Genomic DNA, 23,587 nt, shown 5'->3' on the forward strand with positions numbered 1-23,587 from the left:
CTCACCTGTCGAATATAGGCCGTGGGCAGCCCGCGCGCCACGCCGCGCCGGCGGCAGGCGTGACACGCCTCGCAACATGCCGCAGGTCCCCGTGAGGCTACGAGCTTGCATGCCAGGCACCCGCAACCATATAGTCCATCGCGTTTCGGCCGACGCTGCTTCGGCCGGGGATGTCCGCGCAAGGCATCCTGTCCCAGCCCCCGCGGTGGTCCGCCATCCGCGGGTTTTTCATACCCGGCGTCCTCCTGCGCTGCCGAGACAAATTCCAGAGATCCCCCCACTCGAGGTCACACCGAAGCATGTCGCCCAACGCTCCCGCCGACGACCATCACGACGACGTCATGTACCCCTCCGCCATACCGTTCGTGCTGGTCCATCTCGGCTGCTTCGCCGCCATCTGGTCGGGCGTCACCTGGCAGGCCGTCGCGATCTGCGGTTCGCTGTACGTCGTGCGCATGTTCGCAATCGGAGCAGGTTACCACCGCTATTTCTCGCACAAGGCTTTTGCCACCAGCCGGGTGTTTCAGTTCGTCCTGGCCGTTCTCGCACAAAGCACCGCGCAGAAGAGCGTCTTGTGGTGGGCGGCCAAGCATCGGCATCATCACCTGCATTCCGATACCGAATTGGACGTGCATTCGCCGCGCCAACGCGGCTTCCTGTACAGCCATGTCGGCTGGATTTTCTACCGGCAGCATGACGCCACCGACCTCGTGAAAGTCGGTGATCTCACGGTCTATCCGGAGCTGATGTGGCTGCATCGGCTGGAGCTGCTGCCGGCCGTTGTGCTTTCAGCGCTCTGCTTCCTGGTTGCGGGGTGGTCGGGTCTGATCGTCGGCTTCCTGTGGAGCACGGTGCTGGTGTATCACGCCACCTTCTGCATCAACTCCCTCGCCCATGTGCACGGACGCAAGCGCTACGTGACGGGCGACGATTCCCGCAACAACTGGCTGCTGGCGTTACTCACCCTGGGAGAGGGCTGGCATAACAATCACCACGCCTACCAGAGCAGCGTGCGACAAGGCTTTCGCTGGTGGGAAGTCGACGTGACCTATTACATCCTGAAGGTCCTGTCCTGGTTCGGCATCGTCTGGAACATGAAGGCGCCGCCCGAACTGGTGCTGCGCAACGAGCAGCCGCTCGGCGCACGGGTCATCAATCGGGCGGCCCACCAGCTTGCCGGACGATTCGATGCTCACGCTCTGGCGCACGCGATCTCGTCGGCGCTGCACCGCGCTGACCTCGCCCAGCTGCAACTGCCGACGCTGCACGACATCTTCAATCGCGCCCACGAAGGTGTCGATGCGCTGACGCATCTGCACCTGCCGAAGATCCCGACCCGCGACGAGTTTCTCACCGAGGCCAGGGCGATGTTCGCGCGGACGCGATCACTCAACGAGATCGTCGACCACGCCTACGAGCACTTCCTGACGTCGGTTCGCGCGCAGCTCGTCACGGTGCGCTGAACTTTTCGGCACCGCTGCTGCCGCCGGGACGCGTGCCCTCGCGCGCGCGGCCCGGCCGCGCCCGCCTGCGCAGTCTGAGCGTATAAAGCCAGCCGCCCGCCGCGACGAGGGCCGGAAGGACGAAGAGCAAGAAATCGCGCAGCAAGATCATGGGGCAAGCTCCGCTGTCGCAAACTTGACGGCGCGCCGCAGCGCGAACGCGGCGAGTTGATAGAGGCCGAGGCTGAGAAGGACCTTCCAGGCATTTCCGACCACGAATTCGGGATAGAACTTGATCTCGGTCGGCCAGTGATTGACGAATGCGATCGTCAGCGGAATATAGTCCCCGAACCGATCGAACAGCGTCGCCGCGCGCTCAAGTCGCGCAGTGTCCCGGATGATCTCCTTGCCTTCGTTCGTCATGGCGGTGCCCGTTGGCGCTGTCAGGGCTTGGTCGGGCCGGGCGCGAAATCGGTTCTAGCGGTCCTGCACGTGTGCGTGATCGACACCACAGAGCGAGCGCCCGCCGGGGCAGAGGCGGAAGTGGCAATCGGGATCGAGCGCGCAGCTGCCATAGACGAAGCTGACATAGCCGAGCACCGCGAAGGCGGTCACGCCGATCAGCAGGCGGGTGCGGAGATCCATGCGTCTTTGGTGTCGGTGAACCGTGTGACGGTTCGGGGAGTCGATCTACTCCCTCTCCCCGTTCTTACGGGGCCGCGACGAGCTTCGCTCGCGCTGGGAGGGTCGGGTGATGGACCTCTCTCCGCACGCGAGGTCGTCGAGAGACCTGTACCCCCTCACCCGCCGCGCGTCGACCTCTCCCCGCAAGCGGGGAGAGGTTAAAAACCAAACCGCCCGCCTGCGGGTTGCGCAGACGGGCGGCTCGGGGCCATCAGGACTTTGGGGGCATGCGCCTGAAGGCTTTGAGAGGTGCGAACCGTCGGATCAGCCTTGCTGCTGGTCGGTCGGCGGCGGGGTCGGGCGCGTCTTGTGCTGCGCCATGAACTGGTCGAACTCTTCCTTGTCCTTGGCGTGACGCAGACGGGTCAGGAAATCCTTGAACTCGCGCTGCTCTTCCTCGAGCCGCTGCAGGGTCTCGGTGCGGTATTCGTCGAAGGCGCGGTTGCCGGAGGACGGCGGGCCGAAGCCAAAGCCGAAGCCGAAGCCGCGGCGCTCCATGCGGTCGCGCATGCGGTCCATCCTGTACTGCATCTTTTCCATCTTGTTCTGCCAGCGATCCTGGTGGCTCCAGCACGACATTCTTCTGCTCCCGAGTGTGAAAAAGAGAAGGGCAAGTCCGATCGGCCACCAGATGATGAAGCCGAGAATGGTCACGGCGATCCAGCCGGGATGCCAGGGCGTGTCGAGCATGCGGGGACGCTCGTACTGTTGGTATTGATCCGAAGGGCCGCGCCATCGATTGACATCAGCGGTGTAGGCCATTTCCCATCTCCATCACGGCACCAGCGCCGTTGTGAATGTAAATAACATTTACATAGCTAGACGATCCCGCGATTTTGTCAAGCTGGCCGCCTGACACGCCCGCGTGATTATTTGCGCAACTTTATTTCGGCTTGCCCCAGGGACCACCGGGTGGCACCCCCGAAGCGGAGGAGGCCTCCGGCGGCACCGGCGGCGGCTCGGCGCCGTTGGCCGGCGGTCGGCGGTCGGTCGGGAAGCCGAGCCCGCGCAGATAGATCAGGACCTCGGCCTCGAGCAGCTCGTCCGGCGACATCGGCAGCTTTCGCCGCGCGGCATCGCCACGCGAGAACAACGAGGCGACGCCATGCGCCATCGACCAGATGTGCAGCGCCATCATCATCGCCGGCGGCCGCGGCGTGCCGGGCGGAGCCAGCGCAGCAAGCCGTTCGGCGGCGGCGCGGATGATGTTGAAGGCGCGTTCGCTGGCGGCCTGCAGTGCCGGATTGGCATCGACCGGCAGGCCCGATTCGAACATCGCGTTGTAGAACGCCGGCTCCTCGCGGGCGAAGGCGAGATAGGCCTTGCCGACGCGCTCGAACGCGGTGACCGTATCGGGACGGCCGTCGTCCCAGGCTGCAGTGAGGCGCGCCTCGAACTGCTCGAAGCCGCGCTGGGCGATCGAGGACAAGAGCTCGTCGCGATCGCGGAAATGCCGGTAAGGCGCCGCCGCACTGACACCGGCCATGCGCGCGGCATCGGCGAAGGTGAAGCCGGCCGCCCCCTTCTCGGCGATCAGCCCGAGGGCGGCCTGCAACAGGGCTTCCTTCAGATTTCCGTGGTGGTAGCCGCGCTCGGCGCGGCGCTGCTCCTTGCGCCAGCTCATGTGAACGGCTTTTACATGAGCCGGGCGTGAAGGTCACTAGCGCAGGCCGGGTTTGATTAACCCGTATTTTCCGCAGTCATTCCGGGTTCGGCTCTTCGAGCCGCCCCGGAATGACGGTCACGGGAAGGCTACATCTGCGGAATCGGCAGCACGGGCATGACCTCGACCGCCTCGCCCGGGAAGATCGCAAAATGCGGGTGGTTCTCGAACAGCTTTGCAGCGTCCTCCTGCGAGGCGGCCCGCACCACGGTGAAGCCGGTCAGCGCGTTGCTGATCTCGGTGATGCCGCGTCCGTCGATCCTGCGGGTCTTGCCGAGCGGGCCGCCCATCTCGACGATGACGTCCTTGTGCTTCTCGACCCAGCCGGTCCAGGCGGCCATGCCCTCGCGCTCCCGGGCCTTCCGCTCCGCCTCGGGCATCGCGTGCCAGGCCTTCATTTTCTCGCCGCTCACGCTGCCGAGATAGACGGCGAGGAATTTGTGTTCGGTGCTCATCGGTTCTCTCCTTGTTGATCGATTGACGACGGCCGCGATGTCTTCGCGACCGCTGTGACTACTTCTTCAGATCGTCGAAGCCGGCGGCGGCCACCTGCACCTCCGGCGGAAAGTCGCTCATCTCCTGCACTTGCCGGATCTCGATGATTTCGTTCGGCGAGGCCGGGCACTTCTTGGCCCACGCGATCGCCTCGGCGCGCGAGGCGACCTCGATCATCCAGTAACCGCCCAGAACTTCCTTGGCCTCAGCGAAGGGACCGTCGGTCACGACAGGCTCGCCGGTCGCAAACGAGACGCGCGCGCCCATCGAGGGCGGATGCAGGCCGTCCAGCGTGATCAGCACGCCGGCATCCTTCAGCGCCTCGTTGTAGCGCATCATCGCGGCGACGCGCTCGGGATCGAGTTGGACGTCCGCCGGGGCGCTCTCGTAGCCGAGCGGAATCATCAGCATCATGAATCGCATGGTGTTCCCTACTTTTCACTGTCGGGAGAGCGGCGGCAGAGCCGCCCGCCCTCACCTCCAAGACGAATGAACGTCCGAGGAACCGACATGGTGACGAAAATTATTCGGGAAGGCCGCCGCGCTAGCGCGGCTGCGGCAGGAAACGGCCATCCTGCCGGGCGGCGCCGAAATAGACCTCGATGCGCCGGACCTTGCCGCCGGCGAAGGTGAAGAACTCGGTGTTGCGAAAGCTCCTGCCATCCGTTGCCAGGCAGCAATAGGTGACAAAGGCCTCGTCACCCCGGACGAAGATCCGCTCGATGTCATGCCGCGCGATCCAGCCCGTGTCCCTCCAGCAGCGTTCGAAATACGCCGCCTTGTCGAGGTCGTGGTCGAACGGGCTGGTGAAGCGGAAATCGTCGGCGAGCGCATCGCTCACCCGTTGCCGGTCGTTGGCGAGATAGGCGGCAAACAGGTTCCGGATCACGCGCTCATGGTCATCAGACATCGTCATCTCCGCGGCGAGCATCCCCTGATGCAAGACGATTCCCGAACGGCCGCGCCGACACCGCATGCGGACTGCGGCAACAGGACGCGGAAAATAATTCGCATGCATTCCGTACAAATACGGCCCCGTCTATGAACTTCGCCGTGCACATGAAACGGGAACGCCTGTCAGTTGAAAGACATGGCAAACGCACGTGGAGCTTCGGAGCCGAGACAGGTTTTTCCTACGGTTTACAGATGCTCAAGAAGAGCATGCAACTTTTTCCCTGAGGGGAAACAGATTCTCCCAATTGCCACCGAAAAACATTGCGGAGCTCACGTGTTCAATTTTCAAAGCAAGAAAGTCAGACATGCGATCGCAGAGGTCGAGGCGCTCGACCGGTCGCAGGCGGTGATCGAATTCGATCTCGACGGCACCATCCTCGATGCCAATGAGAACCTGCTCAAGATGAGCGGCTACACGCTCGCCGAGATCAAGGGCAAGCATCACAGCATCTTCGTCAGCCCGGCGGAGCGCGAGAGCGCCCGCTATCGCGACTTCTGGGCCAGCCTGAACCGCGGCGAGTTCCAGACCACGCAGTACAAGCGTTTCGGCAAGGGCGGCAAGGAAGTCTGGGTCCACGCCTCCTACGCGCCGCTGCGCGACGAGAACGGCAAGGTGGTCAGCTTCATCAAGTTCGCCACCGACATCACGGCGTACAAGATCAAGACCATGGAGGATTCCGGCAAGATCGCCGCGATCAATCGCGCGCAGGCCGTGATCGAGTTCAACATGGACGGCACCATCGTCACCGCCAACGAGAATTTCCTGGGCGCGATGGGCTATTCGCTCGACGAGATCATGGGCAAGCACCACTCCATGTTCGTGACGCCCGAGGACCGCGCGAGCCCGGCCTATGCGGCGTTCTGGGCCAAGCTGAACCGCGGCGAGTTCGAGGCCGCCGAATACAAGCGGCTCGGCAAGGGCGCCAAGGAGGTCTGGATTCTCGCGACCTACAACCCGATCCTCGACGAGAACGGCAAGCCGTTCAAGGTCGTGAAGTTCGCGACCGACGTCACCGCGCAGAAGATGAAGGCGGCCGACAATGACGGCCAGCTCGCCGCGATCCAGAAGTCGCAGGCGGTGATCGAGTTCAACATGGACGGCACGATCCGCACCGCCAACGAGAATTTCCTGAAGGCGATGGGCTATTCGCTGGCCGAGATCAAGGACCAGCACCATTCCATGTTCGTCGAGCCGAACGAGAAGAACTCGGCCGCCTACCGCCAGTTCTGGGACACGCTCAATCGCGGCGAATACCAGGCCGCCGAATACAAGCGGATCGCCAAGGGCGGCCGCGAGATCTGGATCCAGGCTTCCTACAACCCGATCTTCGACCTCAACGGCAAGCCGTACAAGGTGGTGAAATACGCCACCGACATCACCGCGCAGGCGATCGGCCGCAAGAAAGCCGACAATGCGCGCGGGCTGATCGATGCGGTCGCCGCCGGCAGCGAAGAGATGAGCGCCTCGATCCGCGAGATCTCCGAGACCATGGCGAAGTCGCGCGAGACGTCCAAGGCCGCGACGACCAGGGTCGAATCCGCCGACCTCCAGGCCCAGAAGCTGACCGCGGCCGCACAGGCCATGAGCGGCATCGTCGAGATGATCTCCGGCATCACCAGCCAGATCAATCTGCTCGCGCTCAACGCCACGATCGAATCGGCCCGCGCGGGCGAAGCCGGCCGCGGCTTCGCCGTGGTCGCCTCCGAGGTGAAAAGCCTCGCCAACCAGGCCAAGCAGGCGACCGATACGATCACGACCGAGATCGACGCGCTGAACACCATCTCCGGCGACGTCGCGACCTCCCTGACCGCGATCAAGGTCGCGATCGCCGCCGTCAACGAGTTCATCGCCTCCACCGCCGCCGCGGTCGAGGAGCAGAGCATCGTGACGGCGGACATGTCGACCAACATGCAGCGCGCCTCGGCGGAGCTGGCGTAGGCTCGATCTACCCCCTCTCTCCCCGTCATCCTTCGAGGCTTGCTCTGCGGCGCGATGCGCCGCAGAGCAAGCGCCTCAGGGTGACGATGGAGGTGCACGATGCTCTCCCGAGCGCGTCAAGGTGCCCAATCGACAATCCATCATTGCTGTGCCTGTCGACCGAAAAACGGTTGCACAATCAATACGTGTATGGCCTATAGACGCCGGGGATGACGAAGCAGCGAGCCAATTGCTCGTGGTTTGCCGTCGATTTGGGGTGGGGCACTATGAGAGCAAAGATTGGGGCGCTGCCCCTTTTGCTGGTCGGATTTTTGTTGGCAAGTTGCGCGAGCCCGCGCGGCCTCGATGAACCGCCCACGCAGCTTCCGCCATTGAAGCCGGGTTTTGGCCGCGTCTACTTCGTCCGGCCGGGCGAATTTGCGGGGTCGGCTGTCCAGCCTGAGATCCGGATGAACAATGAAGTCGTCGGCAGGTCTGTGCCAGGCGGGTTCTCTTTTGTCGACCGCCCTCCGGGAAAATACGCCGTGACGACCGCAACCGAGGTCGAAAACGCGGTGACGTTCCAGTTGGCCGCGGGCGAGACGAAATACATCAAGACGGCCGTGACGCCCGGCATCCTCGTCGGCCATGTCACGCCGACGCTCGAATTCCCGGAGCAGGGACAATCCGACATAAACCGCCTCAGATATGTCGGCGCCAAGCCCTGATCCCTTGTTCTGATCCCTTGCGCGGGGTCGGCTAAACTGTCATGCCGCAGTCCCGAGCAAAGGACCGCACCATGACCTCCTCCTCCGCCAAAGTCGCCCTCATCACCGGAGCTGCGCGCGGCATCGGTCTGGCGACGGCGAGGCGCTTTCTCGCCGAAGGGTGGCGCGTGGCGCTGCTCGACATCGAGGGCGAGCTACAGGCGAGCGCGGCCGCCGCGCTGAACGATCCCGACAACACGCTGGCGATCACCTGCGACGTATCCGACGCAGCGGCCGTGGGCGCTGCGATGGCCGCGGTCATGAGCCGCTTCGGCCGGCTCGATGCCCTCGTCAACAATGCCGGCGTCGCCGTGTTCGCGCCCGTGCTGGAGACCAGCGACGCCGACTGGAGCAGGATCATGGCGGTCAATCTCTCCGGCCCGTTCCTGTGCACCAAGGCGGCCGCGCCGCTGATGCGCGAGCAGGGCGGCGGCGCCATCGTCAACATCACCTCGATCTCGGCGGTGCGCGCCTCGACGCTACGCTCGGCCTACGGTACCAGCAAGGCCGGCCTTGCCCATCTAACGAAGCAGCTCGCGGTCGAGCTTGCCTCGCTCAACATCCGCGTCAACGCGGTCGCTCCCGGGCCGGTCGACACCGCGATGGCCAAGCAGGTGCATACCAAAGAGATCCGCGCCGACTATCACGACGCCATTCCGCTCAACCGTTACGGCCTGGAAGAGGAACTCGCGGACGCGATCTATTTCCTGTGCTCAGGCCGCGCGAGCTACATCACCGGCCAAATTTTGGCCGTCGATGGCGGTTTCGATGCGGCCGGCATCGGCCTGCCGACGCTGCGCGGGCAACGGCGGAACGGGTAGAACCTTGTAGGGTGGGCAAAGGCGCGAAGCGCCGGGCCCACCACCTTCTTCCGGATTTGCGGTGCCGACGGTGGGCACGCTACGCTTTGCCCACCCTACGAAACCGAGTTGGTGGAGAGTTCATGCGACGCGTCACCTCCCTCAAAGCCCTGATGCTCGCATCCGCGCTCGTCGCCGCCACGCCCGCTGCCGCCGAAATCCGCATCATCCAGTCGCCGGGCGGACAGGTCGGGCCGTTCCTCGACCTGTTCGAGAAGGTGCGCGAGAGCGGCGAGCGCGTGGTGATCGACGGTCCCTGCCTGTCCGCCTGCACGCTGGTGCTGAGCATCGTGCCGGGCGAGCGCATCTGCGTCACCAAACGCGCCGTGTTCGGCTTCCACGCCGCGCGCTCGATCGACCGGCGCGGGCGCATCTATGCCGAGCCGGAAGCATCCGAAGCGGTGCTCGCCGCCTATCCCGGCCCGGTGCGCGACTGGATCAGCCGCCGCGGCGGTCTCACCTCGCGGTTGCTGCTGCTGAAGGGGCGCGACCTCGCCGCGATCTATCCGCGCTGCCGGTGACGCCCGGGCGGCGCGTGACCGCGATCAGCCCGCCATTGTCCGGCGATTAGGCAGTTCGGTGAAAATCCCCCTCCGAGGCCGCTGAATCCGCTCAAGCGCTTTGCAATGGCTGCACAATTTACGCGGTTTGCAGCATTTCCCTGCTGACTATGATGAATTTGGCCAGACTGAGGCCGCGGCGGCGTCACAATCTCAGCAGTGGTCACAGACTAGTATGGTTTTGCCTTTTCAAGATTGCTCATTTTCAAGCGGGTCGCACGCCATGCAACCCATCGATTTTCGCTACCGCCTGTCGGACCAGGGCCGGATCGTTCTCGGTCAACTGAGCTCCGAGGAAACCGTCGAGTTCGAATTGCTGTCGCGACGCGACCGCGAGGGCCTGATGGACCTCGCATCCGAGCTGCGGCTGCTCGAGCTCTATGTGAAATATGTCGGCTCGGGCGCAGACGCCGCGCTCGCGCCGTCGCAACCCGACCGGCACGGCGTAGAGCCGCGGCGACCTACGCCCTCCCGGACGGCGCGACCGCGCAACTACATCGTCTCGATGCTCGTCATCGCAAGTGTCAGCTTCACGCTCATCGCATTGCTCGTGAGCTGACGGGCAAGCGCGCCGGCGACATTGCGCCGGTCACACGCTTCGTCGGTTCTAGAAGAACCGCTGGATCATCTGCGCCAGTTCCATGCTCGCGCAGATGAGCATACCCCAGAGTGCAAAGTTGATCTGTAGCGCCGCTGCCATCGGTCGCTCCCCTTCCAAGTCACGCCCATCCCAGTTTGTAGAATTTATGAAGAAATGATTAGCGATTCTGACGCTGAGTTCACAGCCTATTATTGCGCCAGTTGTTGTGCGATGCGGGCCGCACCTCTCCACGAAGCGGCCTCACTGCTCCCGCAAAGTGATGCGAGATCATGATCCCTTATTCGGCCATGCCGGCCGTCGTTTCCCTTAAGTTCCATTTAACTGGCGCGATGCGATACTTCCCAAGCGGAATTTGCGTGTCGCGTACCGCTCCAAAGGCCCCGGCATGATGCGACACGGCTTCTTCTTGCTCACTTTTTGCGCAGCGCTCATTGGGTGCGCGGTCGCACCGGCGCAGGAGCGTCGTCCGATCGCATGGGACGGCCTCGGCAAGGATCCGAATCGCACTCACGCCACAAAGCGGCGCGCTGCCAGTCCCGCACCTGCGCAGGACAATCCCAATCAGGAGCGGGAGAAGGTGCTCGCCACCTTGCGTCCGTACTCCGAGGCGTGGTGGGCCGTCCACGACGAGATCGAAGCGGAGAACGACAGGACCCTCGGCACCAAGCTCGTGATCTGTCCGCGCTGCGTTCAGTCTCCGCCGTCCGGCGAAGACGTGACCGGATCAATCCGGTGAGAGACATACCGGCCGGCCGCCGGATGACGTGCCCAGCCTGGGCGCGCCCTGCCCCGCAATGATCGAAGGGGGCGCGCCGCCGGTGTGTCAGACGACCGCTATTGTCACATGCCCTCGGCCGGGCAATTCACCATCCAGGGAATGCCGAACCTGTCGACGCACATGCCAAAGCCCTTGGCCCAGAACGTCTTGCTGAAGGGCATGGTGACCGAGCCACCGTCCGCGAGCGCGTTGAACTTGCGCTCGGCGTCCGCGACATCCTTGATCGTCAAGGATACCGAAAAGCCCTGCGGCTTGTGAAAGTGCTCGCCTGGTGCGTCGGAGGCCATCAAGACGCTACCGTCTGGCAGCGACATCCGCGCATGCATGATCATCTTCTCGCGGCCGGGTGCAGCCGGCATGTCCGGCGGCGCTTCGGATGCTCGCATCATCGCGTCGATCTTGCCGCCGAGAACCTTGGCGTAATAGGTGAACGCCGCTTCGCAGGTGTCCTGATAGAACAGATAGGGATTGAGCATGTTTCTCTCCTCTTCTCTTCCTTGGGCAGTGAGGCTCATTGTTTCTCGGTGAGCTTCTTCAGGCTCGCAAGGCCGGCCTCGAAATCCTTGCCGATCATGCTGTCCATGTTGATGAAGGTCTGCATCACCTTGGACAGGAACGGGGCCGGACCGTACATCGCCCATGTGACCAGAGTAGTCTCGCCTTGCGGCACAAAGGTGAACTCGGCGGTGTTGTGGCCCTCGAAGGGGCGCTCGAAATCGAGCTTGATGCGGAGTTTTGACGGCGAGCTCGCCTCGAGGATCTCCATGTGGCCGGCGCCGACATTGTTGTTGCCGTCCCAGGCATAGGTAGCGCCCTTGCCTGACGCAGTTCCACCGAAGCTGCGCTTCATGGCGGGATCGCGGTTCTCATAGGGCGACCAGGTCGTCCAGAGATGGAAATCGGCAACCAGCGGATAGATCGCGCCGGCCGGCGCCTTCAGCGCGAGGCTGCGCTCGACGCGGAAGGTGTCGGGTTTTGTCAACGCAAAGACGAGGACTCCGGCGATGCCGACGGCGAGAACGACGGCGATGATGGCAATGGCTTTCAGCATAGGTGGCTCCCTGGATATGGGATTAAGACGAAGGAGGATGGCTGGGGCCGACAAGAGCAAATGAGATTTTCTTGCCCGTCGTTCCGGGATGGTCCGAAGGACCAGGCCTCAGGTGCGCAATTGCGCACCGGAGAATCTCGAGATTCCGGGTTCACCCTTCGGGTGCCCCGGAATGACGAGAACTCACTTCACCTTCGCGCTTTCCTTTGCCTTCGGCTGGCTATCCCGGATCAGCCGATCGAGATGCATGCGGATATGGGCGGCTTCGGCGGAGGTGTTGGCCAGCGCGATGGCGCGGTCGAAGGCGATTCGCGCCTCGTCATTGCGGCCGAGCTGCATCAGGAAGGCGCCGCGCACGCCATAGAAGTGAAAGTAGTTGGCAAGCTTCGGCCCCAGTGGCTCGATCAGGTCGAGCGCGGCCTGGGCCCCGTGCACCTTGGAGACCGCGACGGCGCGGTTGAGCGTCACCACGGGCGAAGGCTGCACCAGCTCGAGCGCGCCATAGAGCAGGTCGATCTGGGCCCAGTCGGTCTCCTCCGGCGTTGCCGCGCGCGCATGCAGTGCGGCGATCGCGGCCTGGATCTGGTACGGCCCGCTGCGGCGATGGCGCATCGCCTTGTCGATCAGCGCCAGCCCCTCCGCGATCATGGTGCCGTTCCACAGCGAGCGGTCCTGATCGTCCAGCAGGATCAGCGAGCCGTCCGCGGCAAAGCGCGCGGCGCTGCGTGCATGCTGCAACAGGATGAGCGCGGTCAGTCCCATGATTTCCGGCTCGCTCGGGAACAGCCGCAGCAGCAGCCGCGCCAGGCGGATCGCCTCCTCGCACAGCGGCGTCCGGATCGCCGCGGTGTCGCCGCTCGCCGAATAGCCCTCGTTGAAGATCAGGTAGATCATCGCCGCCACGCCGGCGAGCCGCTCGGAGCGCTCGACGGCGCCGGGTGCCTCGAACGGCGTCCCCGCCTCCGCCACCTTCGCCTTGGCCCGCGTGATGCGCTGCTCCATCGCCGCGTCGGAGACCAGGAAGGCGCGGGCGATCTGCTTCACGGTGAGGCCCGAGACGATGCGCAAGGCCAACGCGATCTGCTGCGTCGCCGGCAGCTGCGGATGGCAGCAGATGAACATCAGCCGCAGGATGTCGTCGCGATAATGCGAGCCGTCGAGCCGCTCGGCGAGTGCGCCCTCGGCGTCGTCGAGATCGGAGATCGCCTGATCGTCCTCGGGCAGCGGCTGCTGCTTGCGGGTCCGGCGCACCTCGTCGATCGCGACGTTGCGGCCGACCATGATCAGCCACGCCGCGGGATCGCGCGGCGGTCCGTTCTGCGGCCAGGTTTTCAGCGCGCGCAGGCAGGCGTTCTGGAAGGCTTCTTCGGCGGTGTCGAGATCGCGGAAATAGCGCAGCAGCGCGCCTACCGCCTGGGGTCGCGCCGAGGTCAGCGCAGTCTCGATCCAGGCGGTTTCGGTCTCGCTCACGTCAGGTTTCCTCCGGGCCGGAACACGCCGACGGGACGCACCTCATAGGCGCCGCCGGGATTGGCCGCAGCCAGCTCGCGCGCGACGTCGAGCGCGTCGTCGAGGTTCTTGCAATCGACGATGTAGAAGCCGAGCAACTGCTCCTTGGTCTCGGCATAGGGACCATCCAGCACCAGCGGCGGGTCCTCCTTGCGCAGGGTCGCAGCCGCCGTGGTCGGCAGCAGCCGCGCCACCGGCCCGAGCCGCCCCTGTTGGGTGAGCTTCTCCTGCACCACAGCGAGCTTCTTCATCACGGCCTCGTCCTGCTCCTTGCTCCAGGAGCCGACGAAGTCCTCATCGTGATAGCAAAGAATCGCATAAAGCATGGGCAGCACCTTCCCCGACCTCTTGTTCTGAAGACGATCCACTATGCCCCGCCCCGACAGGGCTGCGGAAAGATTTTGCAAGAAAAATCCGGCAGATCGTGCCAAGGAGGGCCTCCAAAAGCGGAACCTTATGAGGCACTTCGAATGACCATGGGCACACTGGCCGTCCTGATCAACAGCACGCAGCAGAACTGGCTGCCGGAGCGCTGGAAGGCCCGGTTCGATGGGGTCTGCGGCGGCCGCCGCGTGGTGCTGCTGCCCGATCCCAAGCTCGATCCGGCCGAGGTGCACTATGCGGCGGTGTGGAAGCCGGTGCCGGGCGATCTCGGCGCGTTCCCCAATCTGCGGGCGATCTTCAATCTCGGCGCGGGCGTCGATGCGCTGATGGCCGACAAGAGCCTGCCCGACGTGCCGCTGGTCCGTGTCGCCGTACCTGACCTCACCAACCGCATGACCGAATATGTCGTGCTGCACGTTCTGATGCACCACCGCCAGGAGCTGTACTTGCGGGAGTCGCAGCGCGAGAAGCGCTGGGAGCCGAAATATCAGTGGCCGGCGAGCGCCGTCACTGTCGGCGTGATGGGGCTCGGCACCCTCGGCGCGGACGCGGCCGACGTGCTGCGGCGGCTCGGCTTCCGCGTCACTGGCTGGAGCCGCAGCCCGCGCACGATCGCGGGCGTCGAATGCTTCCATGGCACTGCAGGCATGGACGCGTTCCTGCGCAAGACCGACATTCTGGTGTCGTTGTTGCCGCTGACGCCGGACACGCACGGCATCCTCAACCGCGACGTCTTTGCAAAACTCAACCGCAAGGGCCCGTTCGGCGCGCCGGTGCTGATCAATGCCGGCCGCGGCGGCCTGCAGAACGAAGCCGACATTCTCGCCTGTCTCGATGACGGCACGCTCGGTGCCGCCTCGCTCGACGTCTTCGTCCAGGAGCCGCAGCCGAAGGACAGCCGGTTCTGGACCCACCCCAAGGTGCTCTTGACCCCGCACAACGCCGCCGACACCGACGCGGAAGCGATCTCGGCCTACGTCGCCGAGCAGATCGCAAGCTTCGAGGCGGGCCGCGCGTTGGAGAACGTGGTGGACCGGGTCAGGGGGTATTGAGGCCCCGCTAGCTCTACACGCTCAGTGTCGTCCCGGCGCAGGCCGGGACGACACTGGTATTTGGGCGGGCAGCCCGCCCCTACAACCACCGCGCACCGCCGGTATCCCGTTCACCCTCTCTTAGCGAGAAGTTGATAGGCGTTCTTAACCAACGCTCAAACAACGAGTCGGACATGCGGGCGAGCCTCGGCCTCAGGATGCGGATCACGGTTGCGCTGGCGGTGACGGCGGCGGCGACGGCGCTGATCGCGGTGCTCGGCGCGATGTGGATCATCGCGGGGATCATCGACCGCGCCGACCAGCGCGAGCTGCGCAGCCATTACGACGCCCTGCAATCGCGCATCGCCGAGGAATCGCAACGCGCCGCCGCGATGAGCGCCGTGGTGGCGGCAATGCCGGCGACGCAGGAGGCGATGGCGAAGCAGGACCGCGAGGCGCTGGTGCGCCTGTTCGGGCCGGTATTTGCCGCCATCAAGTCCGACTACGGCGTCGATCAGTTCCAGTTCCACGTACCGCCGGCGACCTCATTCCTGCGTGTGCACCAGCCCGCGAAATTCGGCGACGACCTCTCCGGCTTCCGCAAGACCGTCGTCGTCGCCAACCAGGACCGCAAGGTCGTGGTCGGCCTCGAGGGCGGCGTCGCCGGTCTCGGCATCCGCGGCGTGGTGCCGATCGCGCAAGGGGCCAAGCATCTCGGCACCGTCGAATTCGGCCTGACCTTCGGCCAGCCCTTCTTCGACGACTTCAAGACCAACCGCCGTGTCGACGTCGCCTTCCATCTCGCCGACGGCTCGGGCTTCAAGCTGTTCGGCGGAACGCTGAAGGGCAAGAGCTTCTTCGACGCGGCCGATTACGGCCGCGCCACCGGCGGCGAGTTCACGGTGCGGCAGGCCAAGCTCGACAACGTGCCGGTCGCCGCGCTGGTCGGACCGATCAAGGATTTTTCCGGCAAGCCGCTCGGCGCCGTCGAGCTCGTCATGGACAATGCCGATTACGAGGCGTCGGCCGACCGCGCCTGGATGCTTGCGATCGGCATCGCCGCGCTGGGGCTCGTGCTTGCCGCAATCGTCGGCTATCTCATCGCCCGCAGCATCTCGCGGCCGATCCTGTCGATCACATCAGTGATGCGCGAGCTCGCGGACGGGCGTCTCGACGTCGCCGTCCCGGTCAGCAAGGCGAACGACGAGGTCGGCGCCATGGTCAAGGCGGTCGCGGTGTTCCGCGACAATGCGGTGAATTTTGCGAAGCTCCAGGCCGAGCAGCTCGAAGCCAAGGCGCAGTCGGAGGCGGAGAAACGCCGCGCTTTCGCCTCGCTCGCCGACAATTTCGAGGCCAGCATCCGCGACGTCGTCACCACGGTGTCCGCGGCGGCGGTCGAGATGGAGCACACCGCGCGCTCGATGTCGGCCATCGTCGCGCAGTCGCGCGAGCAGACCCGCACGGTGTCGTCGGCCTCGGCCCTCGCCTCGGAGAACGTCCAGACGGTGGCGGCGGCCGCGGAAGAACTGTCCTCGTCAATGACCGAGATCAGCCGGCGGCTGGCGCATGCGACCGAGGTGGTCGGCAAGGCCGCCAGCGACGGTCGGCAGTCGAATGCGCGCGTGCAGAGCCTCGCGGACGCCGCGCAGAAGATCGGCGACGTCGTCTCCTTCATCAACGGCATTGCGGGACAGACCAATCTTCTGGCGCTCAATGCGACGATCGAGGCGGCGCGGGCGGGCGAAGCCGGCCGCGGCTTTGCCGTGGTCGCTTCGGAAGTGAAGGCGCTGGCGACGCAGACCGCGAAGGCGACGGAAGAGATCGGCGCACAGGTGACGGCCGTTCAGGGCGAAACCAGTGGCGCGGTGGATGGCATCCAGTCGATCTGCACGACGATCCAGCAGGTTGATGAGATCTCCGCGGCGATTGCCGCCGCCGTCGGCCAGCAGGGCACGGCGACGCAGGAGATCGCGCAGAACGTCCAGCAGGCCGCGGCCCGCACCGGCGAGGTCTCCCAGAACATCGCGGGCGTCACCGACGGCATCGCAGCCACGGGCACGGCCGCCGAGGAAGTGCTGGGCTCGGCGGTCGAGCTGGCGAAGCAGTCGCAGCGGCTGCGGGATGAGGTGGATCGGTTCCTGGCGCAGATCCGCGCGGCGTAAGCGGGGCTGCAAACTGGATGTCGTCCTGGCGAAAGCCAGGACCCATTACCCCAGGGCGCAGTTGCGGCGCGAGGCCGGCAACTCCGACTTATCGCCAAACCGCATTCGGTGGTTATGGGTCCTGGCCTTCGCCAGGACGACGATGGGGAGATAGGTCGCGCCACACGCTCACTGGTGTCGCGACGACAACTTACCCCTTGACCCCCACCATCACATCAATCGCGCCCTTCACGATCGCTTCGAGCTCCTTGCGCGGGACGCGCGCGCGCGAGCGGATGGCGATGGTGTGGACGGTGGCGGAGGCGATCTGCGCCAGGGCGAACGGATCGGCGCTCTCCGGCAGCTCGCCCTTCTCCCTGGCGCGGCGGAAGCAGCTTGCAAACGCCTTGTCGAGGCCGGTGAGGCCGTCGAGCACCATGGCGCGGATATCGGGATCGGCGACGGCCTCGGACGCCGCGGTCACGACCGTGAAGCAGCCGCGCGGACCGGTGTCCCCGGACAGATAGATGTCCAGCGCTGCAGCGTAGATGCGCTCCAGCCGCTGGCGCAGCGGCATCTCCTGACGAAATATCTCGACCATGGAAGCGGCAGCCTCCTCGCGATAGCGCTGATAGCTCTTGATGTAGAGCTCGCGCTTGTCGCCGAAGGCGCCGTAGAGGCTCGGCCGGTTCATGCCGGTTGCTTCGCTGAGATCGTCGAGCGAGGTGGCCGCAAAGCCTTGCTTGCGGAACAGGTCGAGCGCCTTGCCGAGCGCGATGTCGGGCTCGTAGGCGCGGGGACGGCCGCGGCGCTTGGGTTCGCCGCGGCGCTCGGGTTCGCCGCGGCGCTCGGGTTCGCCGCGGCGCTCGGACTGATTGGCAGCAGATGGCGGTTTCGATTTTTGTACCATTTCGCAAAATAATCCTTGACCATGGATATATTATGCAAGATGGTACAAAAATCAATCTGGCCAGGTTGAGCGACACCCAAAGAGGAATTGCCCAAGGAGGCTACAGATGGATCTCTATTTCTCGCCGCTCGCCTGTTCGATGGCGACGCGCGTCGCATTGTATGAAGCCGGCGCCGAGGCGAACTATCTCGAAGTCGATCCGCCGACCAAGACCGTGCTGAACGACGGCTCCGACTTCCGCACCGTCAACCCGATCGGGCTCGTGCCGACGCTGCGTACCGACGAGGGCGTGGTGCTGACCGAGAACGCCGCGATCCTGCAATATGTCGCGGACCGGTTTCCGCAATCCGGCCTCGGCGCCACGGCAGGGATCGAGCGCACAAGGCTGCATCAATGGCTCTGCTTCGTCGGCACCGAGCTGCACAAGGGCCTGTTCATTCCCGTGCTCGACCGCAAGGCGCCGCAGGAAGCGAAAGCCTATGTTCTGGAGAAGAACCTGTCGCGGCTCGATTATCTCGACGACTACCTGAAAGGCCGCGAGTTCCTGCTCGACCATTTCAGCGTGGCCGATGCCTATCTCGTCACGGTCATCAACTGGACCATGGCGACGCCGCCGATCGAGCTTGCGAAATGGCCGAACGTGAAGGCGTATTACGAACGCCTGCGCCAGCGGCCGTCGGTCGCCAAGGCGGTTGCAGAGGAGTTCGAGCTGTACAAGGCCGAGCTCGCGCGGAAGAAGGCGGCGGCCTGAAGCCAACGCCGTCTCCGTAGTTCGCGCGACAGCGACGCCGTCCCGGCTCAATCGGGACCGCGTCGTTCCGTCCTGCAGCCCGACTATTTCGGTGCCTGCAGCACGATCCCATAGCGGCCGTAGATGCGGTCGATCGTGCCGTCGCTTCGCAGCCGCTCCACGGCTCCGTCGATGGCTTCGCGCAACGCATCGTCCGGACGGATCATGCCGACGGCGACGTTCCAGTTGAGATCGACCACGCTCTCGTCGCGATCCAGGATCCTGAGCGCCTTGTCCGGATGCGTCAGATTGAAGTAGCTCGCCGCGGTGGGCGTGACGGCGGCGGCATCGATCTCATGGTTCGACACCGCCTCCAGGCTGTCGCTCTCGAAGCCGAAGGTCGACGTCGGCACGCGTCGTTGGCCGATGATCATGGCTGCGATCGATCCAACCTGCACGCCCACCCTGGTCGCCGCGTTGAGGCTCCCGAACGAGGTGAGCTTGCTGGATGACGGCACCGCGAGCGCGACGCCCGTGCGATAATACGGTTTCGAGATCCTCAAGCGGGTTTCGCCCTGCGCTTCGCGGTCGGCAATGACGTCCAGAAGAATGTCGCAGCCGGCGCTGCGCATCTGATATTGCGTGATGATCCAGTCGAGCCTGAGCGAGACGCCGAGCTCGCGTGCCAGCACCCGGCCGAACTCGACCTGAAAGCCAGGCGGATCGCCGGCCTTTTGCGCAAAGGGAAGCGAATTGGGATGCGCGCACAGCCCGATCACGCCGCTCGAACGGATAGCCTCCAGGGTTCGAGCCTGCGCGGGTCCCGACAGAACGATGGCGGCAGCGACGATGGCCGGGGCGAATGCCTTCATTCCGCGTTCTCATCTGGATGGATCGGGACTTTGCGATTCAGCCCTCGCGCGGTTTCAAGGCGCGGATGTATTTGACGATCTGGTCGATCTGGGCGTCGGTGAAGGCGCCGTCGAATGCCGGCATCGCCCCCTGCTTGCCGTGCTTGATGCGGTCGCGAATGAAGTCGTCGTCGCGCGGCGAGTTCATCAGTTGCGGTCCCTTGCCGGCTGCCCGGCCACCGTCGGAGTGACAAAAGCCGCAAGTCCCCGCGAACACCTGCTCGACCTCGATCGTCCCGTTCTCGGGCGCCGGCGTGGCGGATTGTGCTTGGGCCATAGCAACGCACAGCAACGAGGCGGCCAGCCCCGCCGGAATCGTTTTCAAATGCAATCTCAACACGTCCGCTCCATTCCTGAATCACGCCGCCGCTTCGATCGACCGGGGAGCGGGCTTGCGCCCGCTTCCCGACGAACGTTTACGGCAGACTATTTCAGGCTGAAGACGACGAGCGCTCCGTCGTCACGCGGCATGCTCTTGTAGGCGCCGCCGAAGTTCGGCGCATACTCGTCCGCCAGCATGCCGCCGAAGCCCGCGGTCACGGCGATATATTGCTTGCCGCCCGCGGAATAGCTGACGATGCCGCCTTGGTGGCCGGTGCCATTGTTGTGCTTCCACAGCTCGGCCCCGGTTTCGGCATCGTAGGCGTGAAGGACGCCGCGGGAATCAGGCACGAACACCAGATTGCCGGCGGTCGACAGCACGCTTCCGAGCGGCGGCTCGGGGTAGCGAACCTCCCATTTCTTTGCCCCCGTGATGGGGTCGCGCGCGTCGAGGTGTCCATAGATCTCACCGCCAGGGGGCGGCACCATCTTGAAATCGGCGCCGATGTTGAGCTGAACCTGCGGCGCGGTGACCGGCGTCGTCTTCTGGATATCGAGCGTCATGCACCATTCCTGGCCGATCTTGTAGTAGAGACCGGTCTTCGGGCTGTACGAGCCGGCATTCCAGCTGATGCCGCCGCCGATGAACGGACACAGCGGTGGTTCGGTGACCTTCCCGACTGGGAAATCGCGACGGCCGATCAACGCGCCGGTCTTGGGATCGATATCCTTGACGAAGTTGATGTTCTCGACCAACCGCCAGACGTTCTTCACGCCGAGATTGCGGTCGTAGACGAAGACGAAGCCGCCCTTGTTCGGATGAACCACGTATTTCTGGCCGTCTCGCTCGAGCATCACGAACTCGCCGACGGCACTGTCGAAGTCCCAGGCATCGTGCGGCAGTTCCTGATGGTAGGATTTCAGCTTTCCGGTATCGATATCGAGAGCGATCACTGAACTCGTATAGAGGTTGTCGCCGGGACGCGCCCCTTGCGTCTTGTAGTCGGCGCCCGACCAATCATAGAGCGGCGCCGGGTTTGCGGTGCCCCACAGGATGGTGTTGGTCTCGGAATCGTAGGTGCCCGGCATCCAGCCGCCACCGCCGCCGGTGCGCCAGGAATCGTTGCCCCAGGTCTTCATGGCCTCGTCGGTGCCCGCGACCGTCAGGAACTCCCACTTCTTCTTTCCAGTGGTGGCATCGACCGCGAAGATCGGGCCGCGGCCCGGCCATTCGCCGCCTTGCGAACCAATAATCACACTCCCCTTCGCGTAAAGCGGCGCGCCGGTGAAGCCGACCGTGAGCTTCTGCGAGTCGATCAGCCTGGTCTCCCAGAGAACCTTGCCGGTTTTCGCATCGAGCCCGAAGAGACGACCATCCATCGTGCCGACGAACACCTTGCCTTCGCCGAGAGCTACGCCGCGGTTGTAGGGAGAGTGGGTCTGGCGGCTGATGAGCGCCTCATCCAGCTCCGGAAAGAACGACCAGATGACCTCGCCCGTCGCGCCGTTCAGTGCGAAGACACGGCTGTAGGAACCCGAGTAGTACAGCACACCGTCGGCCGCGAGCGGCATCGACTGCAGGCCGCGCGTCGATCGTCCTGGAATGTGCATCCAGGCGACGCCCAGATTGCCGACGTTGTTCGCGTTGATCTGCGCGAGCGGGCTGTAATGATGGGATTTGTATGAACCGTGATAGGTGAGCCAGTCGTTCTGACCGGCGCCCTCGATCCGGGCCGTATCCACGGTTTGGGCCAACGCCGCCGACGCCGCAAATGCCGCAACGGCGAGAACAGGTAAGCCCGAGTTGAGCCACTGCTTCCTCATATGCACTTCCTCCCGCTTGATGTTTATTGATTGCGTCTCGTGAACGCCGCTGCGAGGAATGTTTGCAGTTCAGTATGCGTCGATTGTCCTCCACCGGACATGAGTTGCAAACAGATGCCCCTTCTCTCGGCGCATGTCGCCGAGGGAGCCACGTTCACTACCGTGATTGCTGTCGCACGTCTGCTTGCACAGCGTACGACGGATCATAGAACGTGCAAAGACGGAATGCGCGCTGGGGGCGAATTGGCGCAGAGAGCGAACTGAAACGACAGCAGCGCTGACCGTTCGATCGCCATCGGACCGAAACGGCTATCCGTAAAGCACCCGCGGCAGGATCGTGACGATGCCGGGCCGGAGCGTCAGCAGCGGCACGAAGCCGATCGATCCGTTGGCATCAACGCGCATACCCGTAAAGCTTGACTGCGTTGTCCGAGGACACGAGACCGCTCGCGACGTCGTCGTTGACGGCCGCACGGTCGCGTTCCCTGGGATCGCCGATGCCGGCACCGCCGGGCGTCATCACGACCAGCCGGTCGTCCGACGGCACCTGCTGAAAACCCTTCCCGCGCATCTTCTGTCCCGACTTCAGCCCGACATAACCGGCCTCGCCATTCTGTCCGCCATCGCGCCCGCGCGGCGGATGATCGATGCGATCGAACGCAGCGAGAATGTCGAACGGCGCATCGATGCCGCTGCCGACCTCGATGATCTGGCCGAGGCCGCCGCGGGTGCGCCCTGCTCCGCCGGAATTCGGACGCAGCTCTTTGCGCCAGAAGATCAGCGGCGTCTGCGTCTCCGCGATCTCGACCGGCGTGCCGCGCACGCCGCTCGGGTAAGCGGTCGCCGACAGCCCGTCCTTGCCGAAGCGCGCGCCGGTGCCGCCATTGGAGGTCACCGCCATCGAGAACCCGTAATTGCCGCCGGCGCCGGAGCGGGTCTCGCCGCGGACGACGAGATTCCATAGGCACGAGGTGCCTTCGGCCGGCACACGCTCGGGAATGATCTGGCGCAGGCAGCCGAACACCACGTCGGGCAGCATCTGGCCGATGATGTGGCGCGAGGCGACCGGCGCCGGCTTCGGCGCATTGAGGATCGCGCCCGCCGGCGCCGACACCGTCAGCGGCAAGAGCGAGCCGGCATTGTTGGGGATCTGCGAGGCGACGACGCAGCCGAGGCCGAACACTGTATAGGCCGTGGTGTAGGACAAGGGCACGTTGATGCCGAATTTCGACGCGGCCGACGTGCCGTCGAAATCGACATGAATGCCCGTATCCGAGATCGTCAGCGTCGCCGCCAGCGTGACCGGCGCGTCGTAGCCATCCACCACCATGGTGTTGCGCCAGCTTCCCTTCGGCAGCTTGGCGATCTCGGCCAGCACCGCCTCACGCGAGCGGTCGCAGATGTAGTCGCCGAGCTCGTCGAGCGTGTCGATGCCGAACTCGGTCATCATCTCGACCAGGCGCTCGCAGCCGACGTCGTTGCAGCCGGCGAGCGAATAGGTGTCGCCCTCGGTGTCGATCGGCAACCGCGTGTTGGTGCGGATCATCGCCATCAGCGTCTCGTTGACGACGCCCTGGTCGATCAGCTTCAGCATGGGGATGTAGAGCCCTTCCATGAACACGTCGGTCGCGTCAGGCCCGAAGCCGATGCCGCCGATGTCCATGAGGTGGCTGGTGCAGGAGAACAGCGCGACAACCTTGCCGTCCTTGAAGCAGGGCGTGGTCACGACGAAGTCGTTGAGATGGCCGGTGCCCATCCAGGGATCATTGGTGATGTAAGCGTCGCCTTCCTTCATCGTTTCCAGCGGGAAGCGGTTGATGAAGTGCTTGACCGATTCCGCCATCGAGTTGACGTGACCGGGCGTGCCGGTCACCGCCTGCGCCAGCATCCGCCCCCTGAGGTCGAACACGCCGGCCGAGAGGTCGCCGCATTCGCGCACGATCGGGCTGAACGCGGTGCGCAAGAGCACCTGCGCCTGCTCCTCCACCACGGCGATCAGCCGGTGCCACATGATCTGGAGGTCGATCAGGCTCGCGCCGCTTGCCTTGCTCAT

27 protein-coding genes are annotated in these 23,587 nt (G+C 64.6%); 10 read left to right on the forward strand and 17 right to left on the reverse strand.

The window, feature by feature from the left end; all coding sequences use genetic code 11:
- Positions 1 to 299: 299 nt before the first annotated feature.
- On the forward strand, positions 300 to 1,463 hold the full coding sequence (locus QA649_RS38645; RefSeq protein WP_283021724.1) for a fatty acid desaturase: 1,164 nt from the start codon (positions 300 to 302) through the stop codon (positions 1,461 to 1,463).
- Here the strand turns inward: QA649_RS38645 and QA649_RS38650 are convergent.
- The 8 genes from QA649_RS38650 to QA649_RS38685 all read right to left on the reverse strand — a co-directional run bounded on the left by QA649_RS38650 (position 1,450) and on the right by QA649_RS38685 (position 5,194).
- Positions 1,450 to 1,614 carry a hypothetical protein gene (locus QA649_RS38650; RefSeq protein WP_283021725.1) on the reverse strand — a complete coding sequence of 55 codons (165 nt, stop codon included), beginning with the start codon at positions 1,612 to 1,614 and terminating at the stop codon, positions 1,450 to 1,452. The genes QA649_RS38645 and QA649_RS38650 overlap by 14 nt on opposite strands.
- Complete coding sequence (locus tag QA649_RS38655) at positions 1,611 to 1,865, reverse strand: hypothetical protein (RefSeq protein WP_283021726.1); 255 nt, start codon at positions 1,863 to 1,865, stop codon at positions 1,611 to 1,613. The genes QA649_RS38650 and QA649_RS38655 overlap by 4 nt, the downstream gene beginning before the upstream one ends.
- A gap of 54 nt (positions 1,866 to 1,919) precedes the next feature.
- Positions 1,920 to 2,087 carry a hypothetical protein gene (locus tag QA649_RS38660; protein ID WP_283021727.1) on the reverse strand — a complete coding sequence of 56 codons (168 nt, stop codon included), beginning with the start codon at positions 2,085 to 2,087 and terminating at the stop codon, positions 1,920 to 1,922.
- Positions 2,088 to 2,390: 303 nt separating this feature from the next.
- Entirely contained in the window at positions 2,391 to 2,888 is a 498-nt protein-coding gene (locus tag QA649_RS38665; protein WP_283021728.1) for a DUF2852 domain-containing protein, read from the reverse strand.
- 121 nt (positions 2,889 to 3,009) lie between these two features.
- Positions 3,010 to 3,750: a TetR/AcrR family transcriptional regulator gene (locus QA649_RS38670; protein WP_283021729.1), complete on the reverse strand. Its 741-nt coding sequence runs from the start codon at positions 3,748 to 3,750 to the stop codon at positions 3,010 to 3,012.
- Positions 3,751 to 3,878: 128 nt separating this feature from the next.
- Positions 3,879 to 4,244, reverse strand: a complete 366-nt coding sequence (locus tag QA649_RS38675; protein WP_283021730.1) for a hypothetical protein — start codon at positions 4,242 to 4,244, stop codon at positions 3,879 to 3,881.
- A gap of 58 nt (positions 4,245 to 4,302) precedes the next feature.
- Positions 4,303 to 4,707 (reverse strand): YciI family protein, encoded by a 405-nt coding sequence (locus tag QA649_RS38680; protein ID WP_283021731.1) that lies wholly within the window; start codon positions 4,705 to 4,707, stop codon positions 4,303 to 4,305.
- A gap of 121 nt (positions 4,708 to 4,828) precedes the next feature.
- Positions 4,829 to 5,194: a nuclear transport factor 2 family protein gene (locus tag QA649_RS38685; protein ID WP_283021732.1), complete on the reverse strand. Its 366-nt coding sequence runs from the start codon at positions 5,192 to 5,194 to the stop codon at positions 4,829 to 4,831.
- A gap of 318 nt (positions 5,195 to 5,512) precedes the next feature.
- On the opposite strand from QA649_RS38685, the gene QA649_RS38690 reads away from it, so the two are divergent.
- The 6 genes from QA649_RS38690 to QA649_RS38715 all read left to right on the forward strand — a co-directional run bounded on the left by QA649_RS38690 (position 5,513) and on the right by QA649_RS38715 (position 10,680).
- Positions 5,513 to 7,177, forward strand: coding sequence for a PAS domain-containing methyl-accepting chemotaxis protein (locus QA649_RS38690; RefSeq protein ID WP_283021733.1), 1,665 nt, complete (start codon positions 5,513 to 5,515; stop codon positions 7,175 to 7,177).
- 209 nt (positions 7,178 to 7,386) lie between these two features.
- Positions 7,387 to 7,884, forward strand: coding sequence for a DUF2846 domain-containing protein (locus QA649_RS38695; protein ID WP_283021734.1), 498 nt, complete (start codon positions 7,387 to 7,389; stop codon positions 7,882 to 7,884).
- A gap of 71 nt (positions 7,885 to 7,955) precedes the next feature.
- A complete protein-coding gene (locus QA649_RS38700) occupies positions 7,956 to 8,744 on the forward strand; it encodes an SDR family oxidoreductase (RefSeq protein WP_283021735.1) in 789 nt (262 codons plus the stop codon).
- Positions 8,745 to 8,866: 122 nt separating this feature from the next.
- The gene (locus QA649_RS38705) at positions 8,867 to 9,304 is read left to right on the forward strand and encodes a hypothetical protein (RefSeq protein ID WP_283021736.1); all 438 of its coding nucleotides are present in this window, start codon (positions 8,867 to 8,869) and stop codon (positions 9,302 to 9,304) included.
- A 262-nt stretch (positions 9,305 to 9,566) separates the two neighbouring features.
- Complete coding sequence (locus tag QA649_RS38710; RefSeq protein ID WP_018641609.1) at positions 9,567 to 9,902, forward strand: hypothetical protein; 336 nt, start codon at positions 9,567 to 9,569, stop codon at positions 9,900 to 9,902.
- A gap of 427 nt (positions 9,903 to 10,329) precedes the next feature.
- Positions 10,330 to 10,680, forward strand: a complete 351-nt coding sequence (locus QA649_RS38715; RefSeq protein WP_283021737.1) for a hypothetical protein — start codon at positions 10,330 to 10,332, stop codon at positions 10,678 to 10,680.
- Positions 10,681 to 10,784: 104 nt separating this feature from the next.
- On the opposite strand, the gene QA649_RS38720 is transcribed toward QA649_RS38715, so the two are convergent.
- The 4 genes from QA649_RS38720 to QA649_RS38735 all read right to left on the reverse strand — a co-directional run bounded on the left by QA649_RS38720 (position 10,785) and on the right by QA649_RS38735 (position 13,608).
- A complete protein-coding gene (locus tag QA649_RS38720; RefSeq protein ID WP_283021738.1) occupies positions 10,785 to 11,198 on the reverse strand; it encodes a VOC family protein in 414 nt (137 codons plus the stop codon).
- Positions 11,199 to 11,233: 35 nt separating this feature from the next.
- On the reverse strand, positions 11,234 to 11,773 hold the full coding sequence (locus tag QA649_RS38725) for an SRPBCC family protein (protein ID WP_283021739.1): 540 nt from the start codon (positions 11,771 to 11,773) through the stop codon (positions 11,234 to 11,236).
- A 183-nt stretch (positions 11,774 to 11,956) separates the two neighbouring features.
- Complete coding sequence (locus tag QA649_RS38730; protein WP_283021740.1) at positions 11,957 to 13,243, reverse strand: RNA polymerase sigma factor; 1,287 nt, start codon at positions 13,241 to 13,243, stop codon at positions 11,957 to 11,959.
- Entirely contained in the window at positions 13,240 to 13,608 is a 369-nt protein-coding gene (locus tag QA649_RS38735; protein WP_283021741.1) for a YciI family protein, read from the reverse strand. The genes QA649_RS38730 and QA649_RS38735 overlap by 4 nt, the downstream gene beginning before the upstream one ends.
- 144 nt (positions 13,609 to 13,752) lie before the next feature.
- On the opposite strand from QA649_RS38735, the gene QA649_RS38740 reads away from it, so the two are divergent.
- Positions 13,753 to 14,718: a glyoxylate/hydroxypyruvate reductase A gene (locus tag QA649_RS38740; RefSeq protein ID WP_283021742.1), complete on the forward strand. Its 966-nt coding sequence runs from the start codon at positions 13,753 to 13,755 to the stop codon at positions 14,716 to 14,718.
- 173 nt (positions 14,719 to 14,891) lie between these two features.
- Positions 14,892 to 16,859, forward strand: a complete 1,968-nt coding sequence (locus tag QA649_RS38745; protein ID WP_283021743.1) for a methyl-accepting chemotaxis protein — start codon at positions 14,892 to 14,894, stop codon at positions 16,857 to 16,859.
- A 190-nt stretch (positions 16,860 to 17,049) separates the two neighbouring features.
- Here the strand turns inward: QA649_RS38745 and QA649_RS38750 are convergent, their stop codons facing one another.
- On the reverse strand, positions 17,050 to 17,748 hold the full coding sequence (locus QA649_RS38750; RefSeq protein WP_283021744.1) for a TetR/AcrR family transcriptional regulator: 699 nt from the start codon (positions 17,746 to 17,748) through the stop codon (positions 17,050 to 17,052).
- A 106-nt stretch (positions 17,749 to 17,854) separates the two neighbouring features.
- Here QA649_RS38750 and QA649_RS38755 point away from each other — a divergent pair, with 106 nt between their 5' ends.
- Positions 17,855 to 18,499, forward strand: coding sequence for a glutathione binding-like protein (locus tag QA649_RS38755; protein WP_283021745.1), 645 nt, complete (start codon positions 17,855 to 17,857; stop codon positions 18,497 to 18,499).
- 83 nt (positions 18,500 to 18,582) lie between these two features.
- On the opposite strand, the gene QA649_RS38760 is transcribed toward QA649_RS38755, so the two are convergent.
- The 4 genes from QA649_RS38760 to QA649_RS38775 all read right to left on the reverse strand — a co-directional run bounded on the left by QA649_RS38760 (position 18,583) and on the right by QA649_RS38775 (position 23,587).
- Entirely contained in the window at positions 18,583 to 19,350 is a 768-nt protein-coding gene (locus QA649_RS38760; protein WP_283021746.1) for a transporter substrate-binding domain-containing protein, read from the reverse strand.
- Between the two features lie 37 nt (positions 19,351 to 19,387).
- The gene (locus QA649_RS38765) at positions 19,388 to 19,666 is read right to left on the reverse strand and encodes a cytochrome c (RefSeq protein WP_283021747.1); all 279 of its coding nucleotides are present in this window, start codon (positions 19,664 to 19,666) and stop codon (positions 19,388 to 19,390) included.
- A 149-nt stretch (positions 19,667 to 19,815) separates the two neighbouring features.
- The gene (locus QA649_RS38770; protein WP_283021748.1) at positions 19,816 to 21,534 is read right to left on the reverse strand and encodes a PQQ-binding-like beta-propeller repeat protein; all 1,719 of its coding nucleotides are present in this window, start codon (positions 21,532 to 21,534) and stop codon (positions 19,816 to 19,818) included.
- A gap of 394 nt (positions 21,535 to 21,928) precedes the next feature.
- Positions 21,929 to 23,587, reverse strand: coding sequence for a hydantoinase B/oxoprolinase family protein (locus QA649_RS38775; RefSeq protein WP_283021749.1), 1,659 nt, complete (start codon positions 23,585 to 23,587; stop codon positions 21,929 to 21,931).

The sequence above is a fragment of the Bradyrhizobium sp. CB1717 genome (assembly GCF_029714325.1).
GTDB lineage: Bacteria > Pseudomonadota > Alphaproteobacteria > Rhizobiales > Xanthobacteraceae > Bradyrhizobium.

Coding starts and splice junctions, on each gene's coding strand:
- QA649_RS38645 (WP_283021724.1), top strand. CDS start 300: ATGTCGCCCAACGCTCCCGCCGACGACCATCACGACGACGTCATGTAC.
- QA649_RS38650 (WP_283021725.1), bottom strand. CDS start 1,614: ATGATCTTGCTGCGCGATTTCTTGCTCTTCGTCCTTCCGGCCCTCGTC.
- QA649_RS38655 (WP_283021726.1), bottom strand. CDS start 1,865: ATGACGAACGAAGGCAAGGAGATCATCCGGGACACTGCGCGACTTGAG.
- QA649_RS38660 (WP_283021727.1), bottom strand. CDS start 2,087: ATGGATCTCCGCACCCGCCTGCTGATCGGCGTGACCGCCTTCGCGGTG.
- QA649_RS38665 (WP_283021728.1), bottom strand. CDS start 2,888: ATGGCCTACACCGCTGATGTCAATCGATGGCGCGGCCCTTCGGATCAA.
- QA649_RS38670 (WP_283021729.1), bottom strand. CDS start 3,750: ATGAGCTGGCGCAAGGAGCAGCGCCGCGCCGAGCGCGGCTACCACCAC.
- QA649_RS38675 (WP_283021730.1), bottom strand. CDS start 4,244: ATGAGCACCGAACACAAATTCCTCGCCGTCTATCTCGGCAGCGTGAGC.
- QA649_RS38680 (WP_283021731.1), bottom strand. CDS start 4,707: ATGCGATTCATGATGCTGATGATTCCGCTCGGCTACGAGAGCGCCCCG.
- QA649_RS38685 (WP_283021732.1), bottom strand. CDS start 5,194: ATGTCTGATGACCATGAGCGCGTGATCCGGAACCTGTTTGCCGCCTAT.
- QA649_RS38695 (WP_283021734.1), top strand. CDS start 7,387: ATGACGAAGCAGCGAGCCAATTGCTCGTGGTTTGCCGTCGATTTGGGG.
- QA649_RS38700 (WP_283021735.1), top strand. CDS start 7,956: ATGACCTCCTCCTCCGCCAAAGTCGCCCTCATCACCGGAGCTGCGCGC.
- QA649_RS38705 (WP_283021736.1), top strand. CDS start 8,867: ATGCGACGCGTCACCTCCCTCAAAGCCCTGATGCTCGCATCCGCGCTC.
- QA649_RS38710 (WP_018641609.1), top strand. CDS start 9,567: ATGCAACCCATCGATTTTCGCTACCGCCTGTCGGACCAGGGCCGGATC.
- QA649_RS38715 (WP_283021737.1), top strand. CDS start 10,330: ATGATGCGACACGGCTTCTTCTTGCTCACTTTTTGCGCAGCGCTCATT.
- QA649_RS38720 (WP_283021738.1), bottom strand. CDS start 11,198: ATGCTCAATCCCTATCTGTTCTATCAGGACACCTGCGAAGCGGCGTTC.
- QA649_RS38725 (WP_283021739.1), bottom strand. CDS start 11,773: ATGCTGAAAGCCATTGCCATCATCGCCGTCGTTCTCGCCGTCGGCATC.
- QA649_RS38735 (WP_283021741.1), bottom strand. CDS start 13,608: ATGCTTTATGCGATTCTTTGCTATCACGATGAGGACTTCGTCGGCTCC.
- QA649_RS38740 (WP_283021742.1), top strand. CDS start 13,753: ATGACCATGGGCACACTGGCCGTCCTGATCAACAGCACGCAGCAGAAC.
- QA649_RS38745 (WP_283021743.1), top strand. CDS start 14,892: ATGCGGGCGAGCCTCGGCCTCAGGATGCGGATCACGGTTGCGCTGGCG.
- QA649_RS38750 (WP_283021744.1), bottom strand. CDS start 17,748: ATGGTACAAAAATCGAAACCGCCATCTGCTGCCAATCAGTCCGAGCGC.
- QA649_RS38755 (WP_283021745.1), top strand. CDS start 17,855: ATGGATCTCTATTTCTCGCCGCTCGCCTGTTCGATGGCGACGCGCGTC.
- QA649_RS38760 (WP_283021746.1), bottom strand. CDS start 19,350: ATGAAGGCATTCGCCCCGGCCATCGTCGCTGCCGCCATCGTTCTGTCG.
- QA649_RS38765 (WP_283021747.1), bottom strand. CDS start 19,666: ATGGCCCAAGCACAATCCGCCACGCCGGCGCCCGAGAACGGGACGATC.
- QA649_RS38770 (WP_283021748.1), bottom strand. CDS start 21,534: ATGAGGAAGCAGTGGCTCAACTCGGGCTTACCTGTTCTCGCCGTTGCG.
- QA649_RS38775 (WP_283021749.1), bottom strand. CDS start 23,587: ATGAGCAAGGCAAGCGGCGCGAGCCTGATCGACCTCCAGATCATGTGG.